This window comes from Duganella dendranthematis (assembly GCF_012849375.1).
GTDB classification, from domain to species: domain Bacteria; phylum Pseudomonadota; class Gammaproteobacteria; order Burkholderiales; family Burkholderiaceae_D; genus Rugamonas; species Rugamonas dendranthematis.
This window is the reverse complement of record NZ_CP051684.1, coordinates 6,379,559-6,400,387: the sequence shown is the minus strand read 5'-3', so window position 1 is coordinate 6,400,387 and position 20,829 is coordinate 6,379,559. Positions and strand designations below refer to the sequence as shown.

Here is a 20,829-nt window from a genome sequence, read left to right as displayed (position 1 = left end):
GCCATATGAGACAAGGATATTCTGTGAAAAATACGCTGAACCACGCGCCCGTTGCGGCGCATCTCCCCGCCGACCTGTCGGACGCCCTGCTGGTAGGCCGCGTGTGGCGGAATGACGTCAATGGCCCCAGTGTGGTGGTGGTGCGCCAGGGCGAAGTATTCGACATCACCGCGCAAGCGGCGACCGTCTCCGATCTGCTGGACCACGACGATGCCGCCGCTTTCGCGCGCGCTGCGCAAGGCGAGTCGCTCGGCCGGGTGGAAGCGCTGATCGAAGCCGCCTTGCGTGGCACCGATGCGCCGGTGCGCCTGCTGGCGCCGTGCGACGTGCAGGCCATCAAGGCCTGCGGCGTGACCTTCGCCGTCAGCCTTCTGGAACGCGTGATCGAAGAACAGGCGGGCGGCAATCCGGCGCGCGCCGACGAACTGCGTTCTTCGCTGCTGAAAGATATCGGCGCCGACCTGTCCGCTATCAAGCCAGGTTCGCCGGAAGCGGAAAAGCTGAAGCAGGAATTCATCGCGCGCGGCGCCTGGTCGCAATATATGGAAGTGGGCATCGGCCCGTACGCGGAAGTGTTCTCGAAATCGCAGCCCATGTCGGCGGTCGGTTTCGGCGCCGACGTCGGCCTGCACCCGGAATCGAAATGGAACAACCCGGAGCCGGAGATTGTGCTGGCCGTGAACAGCCGCGCGCAAACCGTCGGCGCCACGCTGGGCAATGACGTCAACCTGCGCGACATCGAAGGCCGCAGCGCGCTGTTGCTGGGTAAGGCCAAGGACAACAACGCCTCGTGCGGCGTCGGTCCGTTCATCCGCCTGTTCGACGAACGCTTCACCATCGACACCGTGCGCAATGCGGAACTGCGCTTGCTGATCGAAGGCGCGGAAGATGAATTCCGACTGGACGGCGAGAGCCGCATGCGCGAAATCAGCCGCGATCCGCTCGACCTGGTGTCGCAGACCAGCGGCGCGCACCACCAATATCCGGACGGCTTCATGCTCTTCCTCGGCACCATGTTCTCGCCGATCAAAGACCGTGGCGCGCCGGGCGCCGGCTTCACCCACAAGCTGGGTGACCGCGTCAGCATCAGCAGCCCTTCGCTGGGCATGCTGGTCAATCACGTACAACTCAGCACCACCGCAGCGCCGTGGACCTTCGGCGTGCGTGCCCTGTATCGCAATCTGGCCCAGCGCGGCCTGCTCAACTAAAACAAAACAATATCTCAGGAGGAGAAACAAGATGGGGCAAACTTTGGTCTACGCGACCTACCCGGACCTCGCCGGCAAGCGGGTTCTGATCACTGGCGGTGGCACAGGCATTGGCGCCGGTATCGTGGATGCCTTCGTTAAGCAAGGCGCGCAGGTGTTTTTCATTGACATCGTCGTCGATGCATCGAAAGCACTGGCGGATAGCCTGAAAGACGCGAAGTTTGCGCCGCAGTTCATCCACTGCGACCTGACCGATCTGGGAGCGCTGTCCAATGTCATCGCGCAGGTCGAAAAAGACCATGGCGCGATTGAAATCCTGATCAACAACGCGGCCAATGATAACCGTCATAAGGTGCAGGACGTCACCCCTAAATACTGGGACGACAGCCTGGCCGTCAACCTGCGCCACCAGTTCTTCTGCGCGCAGGCGGTGGCGCCGGGCATGAAGGCGGCCGGCGGCGGCGTGATCCTGAACTTCGGTTCCATCTCGTGGCACCTGGCGCTGTCGGATCTGACCTTGTACATGACCGCCAAGGCAGCCATCGAAGGCCTGACCCGTGGCCTGGCGCGTGATCTGGGCAAGGACGGCATTCGTGTCAACACCATCATTCCGGGCTCGGTGCTGACCGAGCGCCAAAAAGCACTGTGGCACTCGCCGGAAGCCGGCCAGGCGATCCTGGACGCACAGGTGCTGCCGCAAAGCGTGGAACCGGAAGACATCGCCGCCATGGCGCTGTTCCTGTCCTCGAACAATGCACGACGCTGCTCCGGCCGCGATTACTTCGTCGACGCCGGATGGTATGGAGCATGAATCTCTATCAGCCTGAGTGCATCTGGCCTCTGGGCGCGACGCTGGCTGAAGGCCCGGTATGGCACGCGGAAGACAAGGCACTGTACTTCGTCGACATCAAGCAGCGCGCGATTCACCGCTGCGCCGAAGATGGCGGCCGTCGCCAGAGCTGGACGGTGCCGGATGAAGTGGGCTTTGCATTGCCCATGCACGGCGGCGATTTCGTCTGCGGCCTGCCGGGCCGCATCGAGCGCTTCTCGTTCGAGACCGGCGAACTGACGCCGCTGCAGCCGCTGGAAGCACACCTGCCGGGCAATCGCCTCAACGATGGCTATGTGGACCGCCACGGCGCGCTGTGGTTTGGCTCCATGGACAACGCCGAGGAGGCGCCCAGCGGTGCGCTGTATCGCCACGCCGCCGGCGAAGCCGTGCAGCACAAGGATGGCGGCTACGTCATCACCAACGGTCCGTGCGTCAGCCCGGACGGCCGTACCTTCTACCATACGGACACGCTGGAAAAAACCATTTACGCGTTTGACCTGGACGAGCAGGGCAACCTGTCCAACAAGCGCGTGTTCGTGCGCATTGAAGGCAGCGGCTACCCGGACGGCACGGCGGTCGACGCCGACGGCGCCTTGTGGGTCGGCCTGTTTGGCGGCGCACGCATCGAGCGCTATGCGGCATCCGGCGAACTGCTGGACACCATCAACATGCCGTGTTCGAATATCACCAAGGTCACCTTCGGCGGTGAAGATTTGCGCACCGTATTCGTGACCACCGCCCGCAAGGGCCTGTCAGCCGAAGAATTGAGCCGGGAGCCACTGGCGGGAGGCATCTTCAGCTTCCGCGTGGCCTCGCCGGGACAACTGCAACACTTGTACATTCCAGAATAGGCACTCTATGAGCACCCAATCGCGTCGCTACCGCTCGCAGGACTGGTTCGATAATCCGGACCACATCGATATGACCGCGCTGTATCTTGAGCGCTTTATGAACTACGGGATCACGCCGGAGGAACTGCGTTCCGGCCGCCCGATCATCGGCATCGCACAATCGGGCAGCGACATCAGCCCGTGCAACCGCATTCACCTGGAACTGGCCAAGCGCGTGCGCGACGGCATCCGCGATGCGGGCGGCATTGCGATGGAATTCCCGCTGCATCCGATCTTTGAAAACTGCCGCCGCCCGACCGCCGCGATTGACCGCAACCTGGCGTATATGGGCCTGGTCGAGATCCTGCACGGCTATCCGATCGACGCCGTGGTGCTGACCACCGGCTGCGACAAGACCACGCCGTCGCAGCTGATGGCTGCCGCCACGGTCGACATTCCAGCTATCGTGCTGTCCGGCGGTCCAATGCTGGACGGCTGGCTGGATGGTGAACTGGTGGGCTCCGGCTCGGCGATCTGGAAAGGCCGCAAGCAGCTGGCCGCCGGTAAAATCGACAACGAGAAGTTCCTGGAAATCGCCGCCGCCTCAGCGCCGTCGGCAGGTCACTGCAACACCATGGGCACCGCATCGACCATGAACGCGATTGCGGAAGCACTGGGCATGTCGCTGACCGGCTGCTCGGCGATTCCCGCGCCTTACCGCGAACGTGGCCAGATGGCCTACGAAACCGGTAAGCGCATTGTGGAGATGGCCAAGCAGGACATCCGTCCATCGCAGGTCTTGAACCGTGACGCTTTCCTGGATGCGATCGTGGTCAACGCCGCCATCGGCGGTTCCACCAACGCCCAGCAGCACATCGTCGCCATGGCGCGCCACGCGGGCGTGGAGCTGAAGTCCAGCGACTGGATGGAATACGGCCACAAGGTGCCGCTGCTGCTGAACATGCAGCCATCCGGCAAATTCCTCGGCGAGCGTTTCCACCGCGCCGGCGGTGTGCCGGCCGTGATGTGGGAACTGGAACAGCAGGGCAAGCTGCGCTCCAACCGCTTCACCGTCACCGGCAAGACCATGGCGGAAAACCTGGTCGGCCGCGAGACCAACGACCGCGAAGTGATCTACCCGTTTAATGCGCCGCTGAAGGAAGATGCCGGCTTCTTTGTCCTGAAGGGCAATCTATTCGATTTCGCCATCATGAAGACCAGCGTGATTTCGCCGGAATTCCGCCAGCGCTACCTGAGCGCGCCGGGCAAGGAAAACATCTTCGAATCGCGCGCCATCGTGTTTGACGGTTCGGGCGATTACCACGACCGCATCAACGATCCGGCGCTGAATATCGACGAGAACTGCATCTTGGTGATTCGCGGCGCCGGACCGATTGGCTGGCCTGGTTCGGCGGAAGTCGTCAACATGCAACCGCCGGATGCGCTGATCAAGCGCGGCATCAACTGGCTGCCGACGCTGGGCGATGGCCGTCAGTCCGGTACCTCGGATAGCCCGTCGATCCTGAACGCGTCGCCGGAAAGCGCGGTAGGCGGCGGCCTGGCCTACATCCGCACCGGCGACACCGTGCGCGTGGACCTGAACGAAGGCAGCTGCAATATGCTGATCAGCGACGAGGAACTGGCCAGGCGCAAGGCCGAAGGCATTCCGCCGGTACCGGCCAGCCAGACGCCGTGGCAGCAGCTGTACCGCGCCACCGTCGGCCAGATGGAAACCGGCGCCTGCATGGAGCTGGCGCTCGAATACCGGGGAGTGGGACAAACGCTGGCGCGGCACAACCATTAACAGCAACGTCATTCCGGCGAAGGCGGACGGTCCGCCGCTGCGGTCCATAGAACGCGAGATGCGATGCAAGCTCGGCATGGATTCCGGCGTACGCCGGAGTGACGGGTAAAAGAATCTAATTTACGGAGACAAAAATGAAGAAGATTGTATTGAGCGCAGTTATCGGCGCGATGATGGCGCTGAGCGGCGGCGCGGCCATGGCCGACGCCAAGAACCCAAAGATCGGTTTTTCCATCGACGACCTGCGGCTGGAACGCTGGGCGCGTGACCGCGACTACTTCACCGCCGAAGCGGAGAAGCTGGGCGCCAAGGTCTACGTGCAGTCGGCCGACGCCAGCGAGCAGCGCCAGATCGCGCAGATCGAGAACCTGATCTCGCGCGGCGTGGACGTGCTGGTCATCGTTCCCTACAACGCCACGGTACTGAACAACGCCGTGCGCGAAGCGAAGAAGGCCAAGATCAAGGTGGTGTCGTACGACCGCCTGATCCTCAACGCCGATATCGACGCCTACATCTCCTTCGACAACGCGAAGGTCGGCGAACTGCAAGCCAGCACGCTGGTGGCGATCAAGCCAAAAGGCAATTACTACCTGCTGGGCGGCGCGCCGACCGACAACAACGCCAAGATCCTGCGCGAAGGCCAGTTGAAAGTGCTGCAACCGCTGATCGACAAGGGCGACATCAAGGTGGTCGGCAAGCAGTGGACCAAGGACTGGAGCGCCTCCGAAGCGCTGGCCATCGTGGAAAACGCGCTGACCGCCAACGGCAACAAGATCGATGCAGTGGTCGCGTCCAACGACGCCACCGCCGGCGGCGCGATCCAGGCGCTGGCTGCGCAAAAGCTGGCCGGCAAGGTGCCGGTGTCCGGTCAGGATGCCGATCTGGCGGCCGTCAAGCGCGTCATCGCCGGTACCCAGGCCATGACCGTCTACAAACCCCTGAAGGTGATCGCCACTGAAGCGGCGCGCCTGTCGGTGAAGCTGGTGCGCAACGAGGCGCCGGCCTTCAACTCGTCCTACAACAACGGCTTCAAAAACGTCAGCACGATGCTGCTGGCGCCAGTGGCGCTGACCAAGGCCAATGTCAATGTGCTGGCCGACGACGGCTTCTACACCAAGGCCCAGCTGACCGCAAACTAAGGAATCAGCATGGCCGAATATCTTCTGGAAATGCGCGGCATCGTCAAGGAGTTTGGTGGTGTGCGCGCGTTGAATGGCATCGACATCAAGCTCAAGGCCGGTGAATGCGCTGGCTTGTGCGGCGAGAACGGCGCCGGCAAGTCGACGTTAATGAAAGTGCTGTCCGCCGTTTACCCGCATGGCACCTGGGACGGCGAGATCATATGGGATGGCCAGCCTTTGCGGGCCCAGTCCATACGCGAGACCGAGGCGGCAGGCATTGTCATCATCCATCAGGAACTGATGCTGGTGCCGGAGCTGTCGGTGGCGGAGAACATCTTCCTCGGTAACGAGATCACGCTGCCGGGCGGCCGCATGGACTATGCGGCCATGAACCGCCGCGCCGAGGAGCTGCTCAAAGAACTGAACATCAATGACGTCAACGTGGTGCTGCCGGTGAAGCAGTACGGTGGCGGCCACCAGCAGCTGATCGAGATCGCCAAGGCGCTCAACAAGAATGCGCGCTTGCTGATTCTTGACGAGCCATCGTCGTCGCTGACGGCGTCGGAGATCAAGGTGCTGCTGACGATCATCCATTCGCTCAAGGCGAAGGGCGTCACCTGCGTGTACATCTCGCACAAGCTGGATGAAGTAGCGGATATCTGCGACACCATCGTCACCATCCGCGATGGCCAGCATATCGCCACCACGCCGATGTCGGAGATGAATATCGACCGCATCATCGCCCAAATGGTGGGCCGCGAGATGACGCAGCTATATCCGCAGCGCGAACATACACCGGGTGAGGTCATTTTTGAGGCCCGCAACGTCACCTGCTACGACCCGGATAACCCGGAACGCAAGCGCGTCGACAACATCTCCTTCAAGCTGCGCAAGGGCGAGATTCTCGGCATCGCCGGCCTGGTAGGCGCCGGCCGCACGGAACTGGTGTCGGCCATCTTCGGTGCCTATCCGGGACAGAGCGAAGCGGAAGTCTGGCTGAATGGCCAGAAGCTGGACACCAGCACGCCGGTCAAGGCGATCCGCAACGGCCTGGCCATGGTGCCGGAAGACCGCAAGCATCACGGCATCGTGCCGGACCTCGGCGTCGGTCACAACATGACGCTGGCGGTGCTGGGTGACTTCGCGCGCGCCACCCGCATCGATCAGGAAGCCGAGCTGGCGACCATCCGCAAGGAGATCAAGAGCGTCAAGCTGAAGACTTCCAGCCCGTTCCTGCCGATTACCGGTCTGTCGGGCGGCAACCAGCAGAAGGCCGTGCTGTCCAAAATGCTGCTCACCAAGCCGAAGATCCTGATCCTCGACGAACCGACGCGTGGCGTCGACGTCGGCGCCAAGTTCGAGATTTACCAGCTGATGTTCGACCTGGCCAAGCAGGGCGTGTCGATCATCATGGTGTCGTCGGAACTGGCCGAGGTGCTGGGCACATCCGACCGCGTGCTGGTGATCGGCGAAGGCCATTTACGCGGCGATTTCGTCAACGATAATCTGAGCCAGGAAACCGTGCTGGCAGCGGCGCTGGACCAAGCGCATTGATGAGGACTACCAATGAAAAGTAATTTGAAACAGCTGTTCACGCAGTACAAGATGCTGGCCCTGCTCATCGCGGTCGCGCTGATCTGGGCCTTCTTCAGCTATCATACCGAGGGCGGCTTCCTCACGCCACGCAACCTGTCCAACCTGATGCGCCAGATGGCGATTACCGGCATCGTCGCCTGCGGCATGTCGCTGGTGATCATTGCCGGCGAGATCGACCTGTCGGTCGGTTCGCTGCTTGGCCTGTTGGGCGGCATCGCGGCGGTGCTGGATGTGACGCACCATCTGCCGCTGCCTGCCACGCTGGCCGCGGTGCTGGTGGTCGGCCTGCTGATTGGCCTGTTCAACGGCTACCTGACGGCATACCTGGGCATCCCATCCTTCATCGTCGGCCTGGGCGGCATGCTGGCGTATCGCGGCATCGTGCTGGGCGTGACCGGCGGCACCACCATCGCGCCGGTGTCCGACGACATGGTCTACATCGGTCAGGCCTACCTGTCGCCGACGCTGGGCATCGCACTGGGTGTGCTGCTGTTCGTGGTGGCCGTCTACCTGATCCTGCAACAGCGCAGCAGCAAGGCAAAGCATGCGCTGGAAGTGGCGCCGGTGTGGCGCGACGCCGCCAAGCTGGCGATTCTGGGCGTGGTGCTGGCGGCGTTCGTCATCACTTTCAATTCCTACGAAGGCATTCCGCTGCCGGTGCTGCTGCTTCTGGCGCTGCTGGGCATCTTCAGCTACGTGACCACCCAGACGGTGTTCGGCCGCCGCGTGTACTCGGTCGGCTCCAACATGGAGGCGACGCGCCTGTCGGGTATCAACGTCAAGTCGATCAAGCTCTGGATCTTCGGCATCATGGGCTTGATGTGTGCACTGGCCGGCATCGTCAACACGGCGCGCCTGGCGGCCGGTTCGCCGTCTGCCGGCACTTCGGGCGAGCTGGATGCGATCGCGGCCTGCTTCATCGGCGGCACCTCGATGCGCGGCGGCTCCGGCACCGTGCATGGCGCGCTGATTGGCGCGCTGGTGATGGCGTCGCTGGATAACGGCATGTCGATGCTGGACGTGGATACGTATTGGCAGATGATCGTCAAAGGCGCAATTTTGACGCTGGCGGTCTGGGTGGATGTGAGCACCCGTGCAGGTAAGCGGTAAAACTATAAAAACCAAAGGAGACAATGCATGAGCAACAACCGTAGGCAGTTCCTGACTTCCGTCACCGGCATGGCCGGCCTTTCCGTGCTGCCGCAGATGGCGCTGGCCGCCGCGTCGTCGCCGTACAAGGACGCGGCGCTGCCGGTCGAGAAGCGGGTCGATGACCTGCTGGGCCGCATGACGCTGGAAGAGAAGATCGCGCAGATGCAGTGCACCTGGCAAGCCAAGACCGAGATCCAGGACGCCAAGGGCGAGTTCTCGGCGGCGAAGGCGCAGAAGGCGTGGCCGCATGGCCTGGGCATGATCGGCCGCCCGTCGGACCGCCAGCTGGGCCAGGCCGCCGGTGCAGGCGACACCGGCGCCACCGCCAACCGCAATGCGCTGGAAACGGCGACCTACACCAATGCGGTGCAGAAGTGGGCGGTCGAGCAGACCCGCCTCGGCATCCCGTTGTTCATGCATGAAGAGGCGCTGCACGGTTACGTGGCGCGCGATGCGACCTCGTTCCCGCAGGCGATCGGCATTGCGTCGTCATTCGATACCGACCTGACCACGAAGATTTTCAGCGTGGCGGCGCGCGAGATGCGCGCACGCGGCGCCAACCTGGCGCTGGCCCCGGTGGTGGACGTGGCGCGCGAACCGCGCTGGGGACGCATCGAGGAAACCTATGGCGAAGATCCGTACGTGTGCGGCGAAATCGGCAAGGCGGCCATCATCGGCTTCGCCGGCACCGATCCCAAGCTGGCCAAAGACAAAGTACTGGTCACGCTGAAGCACATGACCGGCCACGGCCAGCCGGAGAGCGGCACCAATATCGGCCCGGCGGAAGTCAGCGAACGCACGCTGCGCGAGGAGTTCTTCCCGCCGTTCGAGAAGGCCATCAAGGAAACCAATGTCGGCTGCGTCATGCCGTCGTATAACGAAATCGGCGGCGTGCCGTCGCACGCTAACAACTGGCTGCTGCATAAGGTGCTGCGCGACGAGTGGGGCTTCAAGGGCATCACAGTGTCGGATTATTTCGGCATCAATGAACTGATTACGCGCCACAAGCTGGCGGCGACGCCGAAGGAAGCCGCGCTGCGCGCCATCAAGGCTGGCGTGGACGTGGAAACGCCGGATGGCCTGGCGTACAAAACGCTGGGCGAGCTGGTAAAGGAAAAGCGGGTATCGGAAGCGGAGATCGACGTTGTCGTGCGCCGCATCCTGACGCTGAAATTCCAGGCCGGCCTGTTCGAGCAGCCATACGTGGACGCCAAGGCGGCCGATGGCCTGACCGCCGCCCCGGATGCCGTTGCGCTGGCGCGCCTCGCTGCGACGCGCACGCCGGTGCTGCTGAAGAACGATAAAGGTGTGCTGCCGCTCGACGGCAAGAAGGTCGGCAAGCTGCTGCTGATCGGCACCCACGCCAAGGACACGCCGATTGGTGGCTATTCCGACCATCCGCGCCACATCGTATCGATTTACGATGGCCTGCAGGCGGAAGCCAAGGCACAGGGCTTCTCGCTGGCGTACTCCGAAGGCGTGCGCATTACCGAAAGCCGTGTGTGGGGGCGGACGAGATCAAGTTCACGCCGCCGGAAGTGAATGCGAAGTTGATCGCCGCCGCAGTGGAAGCCGCCAAATCGGCCGACACCATCGTCATGGTCCTGGGCGACAACGAGCAGACAAGCCGCGAGGCATGGGCCGACAATCACCTGGGTGACCGCGAAAGCCTGGACCTGCTGGGCCAGCAGAACGATCTGGCGCGCGCCATTTTCGCGCTGGGCAAACCGACCGTGGTGTTCCTGCTGAACGGCCGTCCGCTGTCGATCAACCTGCTGGCGGAAAAGGCCGACGCTATCATCGAAGGCTGGTACATGGGCCAGGAGACCGGCTATGCTGCGGCCGACCTGCTGTTCGGCCGTGCCAACCCCGGTGGCAAGCTGCCGGTGTCGATTGCGCGTAGCGTCGGCCAGCTGCCGATCTTCTATAACCACAAGCCGTCGGCGCGCCGTGGCTACATCGATGGTTCGACCAAGCCGCTGTATCCGTTCGGCTTTGGCCTGAGCTACACCACGTTTGCGATTTCCGAGCCGCGCCTGACCAAGGCGAATATCGGCGTCAGCGACTCGACCAAGGTGGAAGTCGACGTCACCAACACCGGCAAGCGTGCCGGCGACGAAGTGGTGCAGATCTACATCCGCGACGACGTCAGCTCGGTCACGCGGCCGGTGCTGGAACTGAAGGCGTTCAAGCGCGTGACGCTGCAACCGGGCGAAAAGCGCACGCTGAGTTTCGACATTAAGCCGTCCGACCTGTGGTTCTACAACACCGAGATGCAGCGCGTGGTGGAGCCGGGCAGCTTCACCATCCACGCCGGTCCGGACAGCGCCAACCTGAAATCGGTCAAGCTGATGGTGGGTTGAGTGGTGCGCTGACCGCAAGCTTAATTCTGTAAAATCGTCGCTCCGGCAGCATCGGCTGCCCGGGTGGCGAACAGAGGAGAGACATGATGGTAGCGAAAAATACGATCTGCCTGTGGTACGACCAGGACGCGGAAGAAGCCGCAAACTTCTATGCGCGTACCTTTCCCGATAGTGTAGTGGGCGCCGTGCACCGCGCGCCATCCGATTTCCCCGGCGGCAGTGCAGGGCAGGTGCTGACGGTTGAATTCACCGTCTGCGGCACGCCGTGCATCGGCCTCAATGGCGGGCCTGTCTTCCAGCACAGCGAAGCCTTCTCATTCCAGATTGCCACCGACGACCAGGCCGAGACCGACCGGTACTGGAACGCGATCGTCGGCAACGGCGGCGCCGAAAGCGCGTGCGGCTGGTGCAAGGACAAGTGGGGCCTGTCGTGGCAGATCACGCCACGCGTGCTGACCGACGCCATGATGCAAGGCGGCGCGGTGGCGCAACGCGCCTTCCAGTCCATGATGACGATGAAGAAAATCGACGTTGCCCAGATCGAAGCCGCCGTGCGCGGTTAGCTGAGTGCCTTAACTCGGTACAGCATCCACGCCGCCGACAGATACCAGGCGGCGTAGAGGGCGAATAGCGCGATCAGACTGCGTGGTGTCAGCAGCAGGTCGCCGAATAGTATCCATGCCGCCGGCACGATGCCGGCCAGGGCGCCTATCGCCGTGAACCAGCGCACGCGCGGCCACGCGGTGCACGACCACAGCAATATGGCTGCGCTTTGTGCGATAAAGCCTGCCTTGCTGAATACCTGGATCATCACACCAATCGGGTGCAGCACCGCAATGGCATCTGCCAGCTGCGGCAGGACAAACCCATCCAGCAGCATCGCCACGCCAAGCAGCACGCAGCCGAGGCGATAGACATACAGCGCGCCGGAGCGCTCGTTCAGCTTTTCACTCAATACCGCCAGGGTGCTCGCCAGCACCGATAGCAGTACGATCAGGATGCCGTGTATCAGATTGTCCTTGCCGGCCTGCTGCGCCAGCTCGACATTCGTGGTGGCGACGGGATGGTGAAACAAGGCCAGCGTGATAAGCAGGACCACGACAACAATGGTGAGGGCGGCTACGCGCGATAACAATTTCATGCTGTTCCTTTACATGGTGTTGGGAGTGACATTAATATCAGCGGCAGCGCCGCAGTTGGCGGCGTGTTGGCGCCCGAAGTCCGTTAGCAGACAAAAGGGCGCTAATGTCCATCAGGAGACCATATGACGGTGGCACCCGACAGGCGGCAGACCAGAACCCGCGCCGCATTGCACGCCGCCTTCCGCGCGCTGGTGCTGGGGCAGGGCTATGAAGCGTTGACGGTTGGCGCTGTGGCGGACCGGGCCAACGTCGGCCGCTCCACGTTCTATGAGCATTACCGGACCATGGATGATTTGCTGCGCGAGAGCATTCAAGGCCCGTTCACGACGCTGGCGGATCTGGTGGACCATCCGCAAGGCGGCGATGCGCTGCGCGATCTGCTGCTGCATTTCCGCGAAAACCAGCAGGTGGCGCGCGTGCTGCTGGGGTGGCCGACCCGGCCGGTGCTGGCCTCCGCGCTGGCGCAGTTGATTGGCGACCGGCTGCGTGCCGTGCCATTGGCGACGCCGCTGATCCCACCAGAAGTTATCGCCCGCCAGATCGCCGAGATGCAGCTGGCGTTGATCGAGGCGTGGATCGCCGGCCGGCCTGCTATGCAGGAAGCGGCGGCAGTGGCAGCGTTGTCGGCCGGAACTAACGCGCTGGTGCAGACCCTCCTTAAAAGATAGCAACCTCGGATTAAGCGAGTTGACGCCGCCTGCCGTTTTTCTATATACTAAGTTAAACGTTTTACTAAAATATAGAAAAACATCGAAAATAGCTCTTGATAATAGAGTTAAACGATTTCACGCAGGCGGAAACATGTTTCACAAATTGCTTGGTATTTTGTTAGCACTGGCAAGTCTGGCCTGCGCCGCGCAAGCACAGCCGCCTGATATCGCCACGCTGGACCGACAGCGCATCCTGCAAGCCGCAGACGCCGCCTTGGCGCAAGCGCCGGTGACGATTACCGCCTTTTCCAGTTCGCGCAGCAGCGGCGGGCTGCACGACTTTTACTCGGAAGGCGACTATTGGTGGCCCGATCCAGCGCATCCGGGTGGCCCGTATATCCAGCGTGACGGTCTGACCAATCCCGACAACTTCGTCGCCCACCGGCGTGCGCTGGTAGGGTTCTCGGTGCAAGTGCCTGCCCTGGTGGCGGCGTGGAAGATCTCGGGCGAGCGTCGCTATGCGCAGCACGCCGCAGCTCACTTGCGCGCCTGGTTTATCGATCCTGCCACGCGGCTCAATCCTAATCTGCAGTATGCGCAGGCGATTTCCGGCAAGACCACCGGCCGAGGGATCGGTATCATCGATACCGTGCACCTGGTCGAAGTGGCGCGCGCCATCGAGGTGCTGCAAACCAGCGACGTCTTGTCCGCCGAAGAACAAGGGCAAATCAAGCGCTGGTTCACCGACTATCTTCGGTGGCTCACCACCAGCAAGAACGGCCAGGAAGAGCGCGACGCCAAAAACAACCATGGTTCGTGCTGGCTGCTGCAAGTCGCCGCCTTCGCCCATCTGACCGGCGACCAGCAACTGCTGGCGTATGCCCGCGAACGTTTCAAGACGGTGCTGTTGCCGACCCAGCTGGCCGCCGACGGCAGCCTGCCGCTGGAGCTGAAACGCACCAAGCCTTACGGTTACGCGCTGTTCGACCTGGAAGCACTCGCCGCGCTGTGCCAGATCCTGTCGACGCCCCAGGATAACTTGTGGACCTACGCCACGCCGGACGGCAGGAGCATGGCCAAGGCCGTCGCCTGGATGGCGCCCTACATCCGCGACAAAGGCAAGTGGCCGTTGCCGCCGGACGTCATGTATGACAAGGAATGGCCGATGCGCCAGACCAGCTTGTTGTTTGCCGGCCGCGCGCTCGGCAAACCGGACTACCTGGCCTTGTGGGCCAGCTTGCCCGCCGATTCGACGGTGGAAGAAGTCATTCGCAATTTCTTCATCCGCCAACCCGTACTTTGGTAATTCCCGAACTATAAAAATGGAGACAAACTTGAATCACAAGACTACCCACCTCATGCTGCCACGCCGCTTGCCGGCCGCAGTCGCGCTGGCATTGTTAAGCATGTCCGCTGTCGCCCAGGCTCAGCAGGATGACACCATGCAAAAAGTGGAAATTACCGGTTCCAGCATCAAGCGCGCGGTGGCCGACCAGGCCTTGCCGGTCACCGTGGTCAAGGCGGAAGACTGGCTGGCGCAGGGCATGGTGACCATCGACGATATCCTGATGTCGATGTCGACCGCCTCCGATTACGTGCCGAACACCACCTCCGGCGTCGGCAACAGCGCCAATATGCGCGGCATCGGCACCTCGCGCACGCTGGTGCTGTTGGACGGCAAACGCTTGAACGACGTGCCGATCAATCCGAACAGCATTCCGGTCAGCGCGCTCGACCGCACCGAGGTGCTGCGCGATGGCGCCTCGTCCATCTACGGCAGTGACGCGATTGGCGGCGTGATCAACTTCGTCACCAAAAAATCCTACACCGGCGCTTCGCTGACGCTGAAGGGCAGTGCGCCGAGCAAGAGTGGCGGCGGCGAATCGACCGGCTTGAGCTTCATCGCCGGCAAGGGCAACCTGAGCACCGACGGCTGGAACGTCTACGTTACCGGCGACATCAATAACCAGAATGCGCTGCCGCAATCGGCGCGGCCGAATATCACCTCGGACGCGCGCCTGGCCAGCGCCGGCTTCCCGCCGCCCAAGCTGACCAAGGGCGGCAATGCGATACCGGCCAACGTCACGCTGGCGGACGGCTCGACCAAGGTCGGCAATATCACCATCGGCGGCAATCCCTACTACGCGAGCGGCTGCCTGGCGCCGTATTCCAGTCCCGGCCTGAACAATACCTGCACGGCCAGCTACACCGCCAACAGCCTGGCGCTGACCAAGGAAAGCCAGGAAGCCTCGCTGTTCACCAAGGGGACGCTGATGCTGGGCGAGGATCACAAGCTGTCGGCCTCGCTGCTGTATTCGTCGATCTACAACCGTCCGGTGAAAAATCCGACCTTCGGCATCAACCCGTCAATCGCTAACTTTCCGGCGCTGACCATCGGCCCGAACAGCAAATATTATCCGGGCAAGGGCATCGTCCCGGCCATGCCCGGCATTACCAACCAGAAGCTGACGCTGGCCTGGTCGCTGTACGGCGACCTCGGCCCGACCGTGCTGGACTACAAAACGGAAACCACCCGCCTGACGGTGGACGACGAAGGGCACCTGGGCGCCTGGGATTACAAGGCCAGCTTCTGGTCCGCGCTGTACAGCACCCGTACCAGCTTCCGTTCCGGCTTCGTCAACAGCTACGATTTGCTGGCTGGCGTCGCCAATGGCCAGCTGAATCCGTTCGGCCTGCAAGACCAGGATGGCAAGGATTACCTGAGCAGCATCTCCACCAACGGCCAGACCGCCAACGCCGGCCTGACGCGCATGAACGGCGTCGACCTGAGCGGCAGCCGCGAGCTGATGACGCTGCCCGGGGGCGCGGTCTCGCTGGCGGTCGGCGGCAGCGTGTATCACGACTTCTCGTATAACTCGATTCCGGCCACGGTGGCGCTGTCCGGCGGCCAGACCGGCAATACCGCAGCGACCAACCAGAGCGCCTCGCGCAACGTGGCGGCGGTCTATGCCGAGCTCGACTTCCCGATCACCAAGGCGCTGGACGTCGACCTGGCCGTGCGCACCGACCGCTACAGCGACTTCGGCGCCACCACCAATCCGAAAGCCAGCTTCCGTTACAAGCCGGCGGAGTGGGTCATGCTGCGCGGTTCGGCCGGCACCGGCTTCCGCGCGCCGACGCTGGCCGAGCGCTACTTCGGCGCCACCGATGGCCCGACCGGCATCACCAGCACCACGTATAACGATCCGGTGCTGTGTCCGGGCGGCTCGCCGGGCGCTACCACCGGCGGCACGGCTTTGCCGGGCTACAACCCGAGCACCGTCTGCAATGCGCGTCAGCCGATCAACACCGGCGCCAATCCGCAGGTGGGGCCGGAGCGTTCCAAGACCTTCAACCTTGGCGTGGTATTTACGCCGACCCGCTCGCTGCTGGTATCGCTGGACTACTTCCGCGTCCAGTTGCGTGACTCGATCGGCCAGCTGACGCAGCCGACGCTGTTCCAGAATCCCGCCTATGCCAACCTGTTTGTGCGCGACCCCAAGGGCAATCTGCTGTACATCGACGACCGCCTGACCAATATGGGCGGCGTGCGCACGGACGGCATCGACCTGACCACCACCTACAACTTCCCTAAAACGCGATGGGGCCAGTTTGGTGTCCAGCTGGATGGCACCTACGTGCACGAGTTTGAAACCCAGGTCGACCGCAATGGCGCATGGATTTCCAGCGTCAATAAATTTGGCCCGCTGGATGCCAACGTCATGAACTTCCGCTGGAAGTATGGCGCCTCGGCGAAATGGATCAGCGCCAACGGCAACTGGACCTCGACCCTCAACCAGCAATACAAGCAGAGCTTTGAGGACCGCAACAGCGGCACGGCGTACCACGTGATCGACCAGTACACGGTCTACAACTGGTCGGTGCAGTACAACGGTTACAAGCAGTGGAGCTTGATGGTCGGCGTCAACAACCTGTTCGACCGCGATCCGCCGGCCGCCAACTACCGTGGCGAAGGCTACTCCAGTGGCGAAGCCAGCCCGGTCGGCCGTACCTACCGCGCGCGCGCGACGTTCAACTTCTGATGCGAGCCAAGATGATCCAACGTTCCCTGTGGTGCGCGGCCTGGTTGGCCGCGAGCCTGTCCGGTGCGGCGCTGGCGGCATCGCCGTCGCAGTTCTATACCTACGATCCGGCCGAGCTGGCGCTGGCCAAACAGAAGCTGGCGGCGCATGATCTGCTTTACCTGCCATCGTATGACGCGTTGCTGAAGGAGGCGAATGCGGCGCTGACCCACCGGCGTTACAGCGTGGTGGACAAGACCCTGAGTCCGGCCAGTGGCGACAAGCATGATTTCTTCAGCTTCGGGCCGTACTGGTGGCCCGATCCGGCGAAAACGGACGGCTTGCCTTACATCCGCAAGGATGGCGTGCACAATCCGGCCTCGTCCACCGACGGCACGGACAGCACCCGCATGGGCAAGTTCTCGCATGACGTCACGGTGCTGGCGCTGGCCTGGTACTTCACCGGCGAACAGAAATATGCGCTGAAGGCGGGCGAACTGTCCCGCGCCTGGTTCCTCGCGCCGGAAACCCGCATGAATCCCAACCTGGATTACGGGCAGGCGATTCCGGGCCGCGTGAACGGACGCGGCATCGGCATCATCAGCAGCCGGTCGCTGATCGACGTGATGGACAGCCTGGCCTTGCTGCAACCTACCGAGGCCCTGAGCGACGCCGAAAACGCCGGCGTGCGCGCCTGGTATCGCGACTACCTGAACTGGCTGCTAAACAGCCGCAACGGTTTTGAAGAGAGCAACGCACACAACAACCACGGCACCTTCTATTCCGCGCAAGTGGTGGCGTATGCCTTGTACACGGGACAGCAGGAGATCGCCAAGCGCGAGCTGGACATCACCAAGATCCGCCGTATCGCCGGCCAGATCGACCGTGAAGGCAAGCTTGTCGCGGAGCTGGAACGCACGCGGCCATCCGGCTACGTTAATTTTGCGCTGGAAGCATTTGGCTATCTCGGGCGCTATGGTGAACTGACGGGACAGAAAGTCTGGGAGCATGGAGAAGACGCGCATAGCATCGCCCAGGGCTATCGTTTCGTTGCGCATTATGTGAATGGGGAGAAGTGGCCGTATCCGGAAATCGATCCCAAGGAAGGCTCGGTAGACGGCATCAACAAGCACGCGATGCACAATATGCTAGCCGCCGCCCGCGCCTACAAAAGCGAGCCGTTATTCGCGCAAAAGGCGCGCTGGTTGCTGGAGCATTATCCCGGCCAGCTGGATGCGCTGATACTGCCGTTGGAGTAGGCTGACACGTTGCCCATTCTTGCGTTGACTTGATATTTGCGATGAATCTACTATGTGTCAACATCTGGAAGATTTATGGAGTGCCAATTCAGAAATGGGCAACAGCGCTGAGGTGAGTTTGCCTACGGAGTTGCGCGGCATATTCACTCACGAAATCAACGTCGCTTATTCCGTACATTGAGAATCTAGCGCAAGGGATTCCCTACCTCGAGACGAGATTGTAAGCCGCTTCAGAGAATTAAACGGCCAGGAACCCAGCAGTTATGAGTCGAAATTCTGCTGACGGGCAGCAGCGATCGTTGTGCGACCGCTCCTATGGACCTTAACGTTTGCTGTTAACCATCTCGAAAAATTCCTTGTAATCAGCTTGCCCCTTTTCGGCGGCGAAGCGCTGGCGGTGGACGCGCTGAACTAGAACTTCTTCAATATGAGGCTGCGTTTCCAGAAGGCCGACGACCTCATCGATAAATGCCTGAAGCGGCATGGCATTCGGGTCGGTAGCCTGTTGCGCACTCATCAACTCTGTCTGTACATAAGGCGGAGCAATTTCAATGACGTCCACGCTAGTGTCTTTCAACTGATGACGCAGCGACTCGCTGAACGAATGAATTGCCGCCTTGGTGGCGCAATATGTCGGGGCGAGAGCCAGCGGCACGAAAGCCAGTCCAGACGAAACCGTTACCACGGTTGATTGCGCCTGCTTGCGCAACAGCGGGAGCAATGCCGCAGTCAGCATAATCGGCGCCACCAAATTCGTCATGATTGTTGCGTGGGCCGTCGCGGTATCGACGGTCGCTGCGGTCCAATCTTCAGCACGCATAATTCCGGCGTTATGAATGACCATATTCAGCGATGGGTACTCGCTTTTCATCTGGTGCGAAAAACGGTCGATGTCTGCCGTGTCCGTGACGTCCAGCAGGGCCGTGGCGATACCGGGATTGGCGTTGGCGACTTCATCGAGCATCTCTTGACGGCGACCCGCGATGATGACTTGATTTCCGCGCTGATGAAACGCTTCGGCCAATCCGCGACCGATGCCGGAGCCACCGCCTGTAATAAGTATGGTATTTCCATTCGTCTTCATAACTGTTCCTTGTATTTGTCAAAGTTAGGGTGCTTCTGGCGGCACATCGTCAGAAACTTGTGATAGCCTAGCCTCGTTACTCTCACAAAGGAAGTAGGCACTTATTTGTGGGGTACAAACACAATGGTAACTAATGGGAAGCCCTAATGGCCAAAGCAGAAAAGAGAAGTGTTATTTTCCAGCCGGGTGGCGCCGCCAATATGAACCAACAGCCACGGCAAGAACTTGACGCCCTGGTCCTTAACGTTCTTGGTCGCGTCGCTGACAAATGGACGATGTGCGTCCTTGAAGTCCTGCATCAAAACGGCAGGCAGCGCTTCACGCGGGTCGGGGAGATGGTGGGGGCAATCAGTCAGCGCATGCTGACAAAAACCCTGCGGCAGCTGGAGGCGGATGGGCTGGTGTTACGAACGGTGTACCCGGAAGTGCCCCCACGCGTGGAATACGAGCTAACGGAAATGGGAACCAGCCTGTGCGCTGCGTTTTGTAGTCTGTGGATATGGGCCGAGCAACATGAGCCTGCCCTGCGAAGATTGAATGCCGAGCGAACGTCGAATAGTGACAACACCTAGCACTATTGAAGCGGAATACGCTCCCTTTACGAATCGGCGATACCGAAGGCATCGCCGCTCACAGTACTGCTTTTCGCATGTTCGGCCATTCAAGCGCCGCGCCCACTGTTGATCTTGGCTCTCTATAACCAGACAATCAACCCCACCAAACCGATAATCAGTGCCGCCTTGGTGACTTGGTAGGCGGTTTTATTCCATGCTTTGTAGCGACGCCGGTACTGCCCCATGACAAACGAAATCGTGAACAGCTTGCTGATCAGGCCGGTCTGGTCGCCGGTCTCGTTGGGGGAGCTGGCGGCGGTCATCAGCGTGCGTCCCAGCCAGCGGTTGACCGCCTGCGCCCAGCGAAAGCGCATCGGGCGTTCAATGTCGCAGAACAAGATGACGCGGTTGGTCTCGCTGTCGTTAATGGCCCAGTGGATAAAGGTTTCGTCGAAGATCACGCTCTCGCCATCGCGCCAGCTATGCCGCTGTCCATCGACTTCGATGAAGCAGCGGTCGTCGTTCGGCGTGGACAGGCCAAGGTGATACCGCAGCGAGCCGGCATACGGGTCGCGGTGCGGGTTGAGCTTGGCGCCGGGCGGCAGTTCGGCAAACATCGCTGCCTTCACCGATGGAATCCCGCGCAGCAGTGCCACCGTCTGCGGGCACAGGCGCTCAGCGGACGGATGGCCGGCAGCGTACCATTTCAAGTAAAACCGCTTCCAGCCGGTTTTAAAGAAGGAATTGAAGCCGGCGTCGTTGTTTTGCTCGGCGGCCTTAATTTTTTGCAGCGCCAGCAGATTCACCGCCTCGGCCCGGATGACTTGCCAGTTCTGCTTCAGCGGCGCCAGATCGTCCCACGGCCCTTCATTCAGAAACGGCTGCGCAGGGACGCGCGACAACAGCTGCATGAACAGGTTGATCGGCGCCATGAACGACGAGTGGTCGAACAATTGGCGCATGAAAGGCAGGCGCACCTTGCCGCGAAAATGGACGTGCAGAATGCAGAGAAACAGAAAACCTACAGCGATATACTTCATACTTATTATCTCCAATACGCCGTCACACAGGTTGACGGATAGTTATTGTACTGTCATTCGCGCCGGCGCGCTGCGCGGCCTACCCTCGGATAGGGATGGACGCAATTGCAACAGGGTGCGCTAGCGAACATTCCTTAGCTCATCCGTTTGCTACGATGCTTTCACCGATTAA

General features: G+C 61.6%; 18 protein-coding genes. 15 read left to right on the top strand and 3 right to left on the bottom strand.

The window, feature by feature from the left end; translation table 11 throughout:
• Window positions 1-35: 35 nt before the first annotated feature.
• The 10 genes from HH213_RS29265 (at window position 36) to HH213_RS29225 (ending at window position 11,469) form a co-directional block, all read left to right on the top strand.
• Entirely contained in the window at window positions 36-1,208 is a 1,173-nt protein-coding gene (locus HH213_RS29265) for a fumarylacetoacetate hydrolase family protein (RefSeq protein WP_169115498.1), read from the top strand.
• Window positions 1,209-1,239: 31 nt separating this feature from the next.
• The gene (gene xylB, locus HH213_RS29260; protein WP_110849344.1) at window positions 1,240-2,019 is read left to right on the top strand and encodes a D-xylose 1-dehydrogenase; all 780 of its coding nucleotides are present in this window, start codon (window positions 1,240-1,242) and stop codon (window positions 2,017-2,019) included.
• Entirely contained in the window at window positions 2,016-2,891 is an 876-nt protein-coding gene (locus tag HH213_RS29255; RefSeq protein WP_110849345.1) for an SMP-30/gluconolactonase/LRE family protein, read from the top strand. Before xylB ends, HH213_RS29255 begins: the two co-directional genes overlap by 4 nt.
• 7 nt (window positions 2,892-2,898) lie before the next feature.
• Complete coding sequence (locus HH213_RS29250; RefSeq protein WP_169114720.1) at window positions 2,899-4,674, top strand: IlvD/Edd family dehydratase; 1,776 nt, start codon at window positions 2,899-2,901, stop codon at window positions 4,672-4,674.
• Window positions 4,675-4,808: 134 nt separating this feature from the next.
• Window positions 4,809-5,813: a D-xylose ABC transporter substrate-binding protein gene (gene xylF, locus HH213_RS29245; RefSeq protein WP_110849347.1), complete on the top strand. Its 1,005-nt coding sequence runs from the start codon at window positions 4,809-4,811 to the stop codon at window positions 5,811-5,813.
• A gap of 9 nt (window positions 5,814-5,822) precedes the next feature.
• Window positions 5,823-7,349, top strand: coding sequence for a D-xylose ABC transporter ATP-binding protein (gene xylG / locus HH213_RS29240; protein ID WP_110849348.1), 1,527 nt, complete (start codon window positions 5,823-5,825; stop codon window positions 7,347-7,349).
• 12 nt (window positions 7,350-7,361) lie between these two features.
• Entirely contained in the window at window positions 7,362-8,501 is a 1,140-nt protein-coding gene (locus tag HH213_RS29235; RefSeq protein WP_169114719.1) for a sugar ABC transporter permease, read from the top strand.
• Between the two features lie 27 nt (window positions 8,502-8,528).
• A complete protein-coding gene (locus tag HH213_RS29230; RefSeq protein ID WP_217363478.1) occupies window positions 8,529-10,085 on the top strand; it encodes a glycoside hydrolase family 3 protein in 1,557 nt (518 codons plus the stop codon).
• Window positions 10,046-10,906 (top strand): glycoside hydrolase family 3 C-terminal domain-containing protein, encoded by an 861-nt coding sequence (locus tag HH213_RS30495; RefSeq protein ID WP_217363477.1) that lies wholly within the window; start codon window positions 10,046-10,048, stop codon window positions 10,904-10,906. The genes HH213_RS29230 and HH213_RS30495 overlap by 40 nt, the downstream gene beginning before the upstream one ends.
• An 86-nt stretch (window positions 10,907-10,992) precedes the next feature.
• A complete protein-coding gene (locus tag HH213_RS29225) occupies window positions 10,993-11,469 on the top strand; it encodes a VOC family protein (protein ID WP_174864476.1) in 477 nt (158 codons plus the stop codon).
• Here HH213_RS29225 and HH213_RS29220 read toward each other — a convergent pair.
• On the bottom strand, window positions 11,466-12,047 hold the full coding sequence (locus HH213_RS29220) for a hypothetical protein (RefSeq protein WP_169114717.1): 582 nt from the start codon (window positions 12,045-12,047) through the stop codon (window positions 11,466-11,468). The genes HH213_RS29225 and HH213_RS29220 overlap by 4 nt on opposite strands.
• Window positions 12,048-12,170: 123 nt before the next feature.
• On the opposite strand from HH213_RS29220, the gene HH213_RS29215 reads away from it, so the two are divergent.
• From HH213_RS29215 to HH213_RS29200, 4 genes are all read left to right on the top strand, one after another.
• The gene (locus HH213_RS29215) at window positions 12,171-12,716 is read left to right on the top strand and encodes a TetR/AcrR family transcriptional regulator (RefSeq protein ID WP_110849353.1); all 546 of its coding nucleotides are present in this window, start codon (window positions 12,171-12,173) and stop codon (window positions 12,714-12,716) included.
• Window positions 12,717-12,849: 133 nt separating this feature from the next.
• Window positions 12,850-14,004 carry an alginate lyase family protein gene (locus tag HH213_RS29210; RefSeq protein WP_169114716.1) on the top strand — a complete coding sequence of 385 codons (1,155 nt, stop codon included), beginning with the start codon at window positions 12,850-12,852 and terminating at the stop codon, window positions 14,002-14,004.
• Between the two features lie 28 nt (window positions 14,005-14,032).
• Window positions 14,033-16,741, top strand: coding sequence for a TonB-dependent receptor domain-containing protein (locus HH213_RS29205; RefSeq protein ID WP_169114715.1), 2,709 nt, complete (start codon window positions 14,033-14,035; stop codon window positions 16,739-16,741).
• Between the two features lie 11 nt (window positions 16,742-16,752).
• The gene (locus HH213_RS29200; RefSeq protein WP_217363476.1) at window positions 16,753-17,979 is read left to right on the top strand and encodes an alginate lyase family protein; all 1,227 of its coding nucleotides are present in this window, start codon (window positions 16,753-16,755) and stop codon (window positions 17,977-17,979) included.
• 322 nt (window positions 17,980-18,301) lie between these two features.
• Here HH213_RS29200 and HH213_RS29195 read toward each other — a convergent pair whose 3' ends face one another.
• Window positions 18,302-19,063, bottom strand: a complete 762-nt coding sequence (locus tag HH213_RS29195; RefSeq protein ID WP_169114713.1) for an SDR family oxidoreductase — start codon at window positions 19,061-19,063, stop codon at window positions 18,302-18,304.
• Between the two features lie 146 nt (window positions 19,064-19,209).
• On the opposite strand from HH213_RS29195, the gene HH213_RS29190 reads away from it, so the two are divergent.
• The gene (locus HH213_RS29190; RefSeq protein ID WP_169114712.1) at window positions 19,210-19,635 is read left to right on the top strand and encodes a winged helix-turn-helix transcriptional regulator; all 426 of its coding nucleotides are present in this window, start codon (window positions 19,210-19,212) and stop codon (window positions 19,633-19,635) included.
• Between the two features lie 122 nt (window positions 19,636-19,757).
• On the opposite strand, the gene lpxO is transcribed toward HH213_RS29190, so the two are convergent.
• Entirely contained in the window at window positions 19,758-20,657 is a 900-nt protein-coding gene (lpxO, locus tag HH213_RS29185) for a lipid A hydroxylase LpxO (RefSeq protein WP_169114710.1), read from the bottom strand.
• Window positions 20,658-20,829 lie beyond the last annotated feature (172 nt).

What these genes read in the sequence shown, in the direction of transcription:
- HH213_RS29235 (WP_169114719.1), top strand. Translation starts at nt 7,362, where the DNA reads ATGAAAAGTAATTTGAAACAGCTGTTCACGCAGTACAAGATGCTGGCC.
- xylF (WP_110849347.1), top strand. Translation starts at nt 4,809, where the DNA reads ATGAAGAAGATTGTATTGAGCGCAGTTATCGGCGCGATGATGGCGCTG.
- HH213_RS29195 (WP_169114713.1), bottom strand. Translation starts at nt 19,063, where the DNA reads ATGAAGACGAATGGAAATACCATACTTATTACAGGCGGTGGCTCCGGC.
- HH213_RS29210 (WP_169114716.1), top strand. Translation starts at nt 12,850, where the DNA reads ATGTTTCACAAATTGCTTGGTATTTTGTTAGCACTGGCAAGTCTGGCC.
- HH213_RS29200 (WP_217363476.1), top strand. Translation starts at nt 16,753, where the DNA reads ATGATCCAACGTTCCCTGTGGTGCGCGGCCTGGTTGGCCGCGAGCCTG.
- HH213_RS29215 (WP_110849353.1), top strand. Translation starts at nt 12,171, where the DNA reads ATGACGGTGGCACCCGACAGGCGGCAGACCAGAACCCGCGCCGCATTG.
- HH213_RS29225 (WP_174864476.1), top strand. Translation starts at nt 10,993, where the DNA reads ATGGTAGCGAAAAATACGATCTGCCTGTGGTACGACCAGGACGCGGAA.
- xylB (WP_110849344.1), top strand. Translation starts at nt 1,240, where the DNA reads ATGGGGCAAACTTTGGTCTACGCGACCTACCCGGACCTCGCCGGCAAG.
- HH213_RS29250 (WP_169114720.1), top strand. Translation starts at nt 2,899, where the DNA reads ATGAGCACCCAATCGCGTCGCTACCGCTCGCAGGACTGGTTCGATAAT.
- HH213_RS29230 (WP_217363478.1), top strand. Translation starts at nt 8,529, where the DNA reads ATGAGCAACAACCGTAGGCAGTTCCTGACTTCCGTCACCGGCATGGCC.
- xylG (WP_110849348.1), top strand. Translation starts at nt 5,823, where the DNA reads ATGGCCGAATATCTTCTGGAAATGCGCGGCATCGTCAAGGAGTTTGGT.
- HH213_RS29190 (WP_169114712.1), top strand. Translation starts at nt 19,210, where the DNA reads ATGGCCAAAGCAGAAAAGAGAAGTGTTATTTTCCAGCCGGGTGGCGCC.
- HH213_RS29255 (WP_110849345.1), top strand. Translation starts at nt 2,016, where the DNA reads ATGAATCTCTATCAGCCTGAGTGCATCTGGCCTCTGGGCGCGACGCTG.
- HH213_RS29220 (WP_169114717.1), bottom strand. Translation starts at nt 12,047, where the DNA reads ATGAAATTGTTATCGCGCGTAGCCGCCCTCACCATTGTTGTCGTGGTC.
- lpxO (WP_169114710.1), bottom strand. Translation starts at nt 20,657, where the DNA reads ATGAAGTATATCGCTGTAGGTTTTCTGTTTCTCTGCATTCTGCACGTC.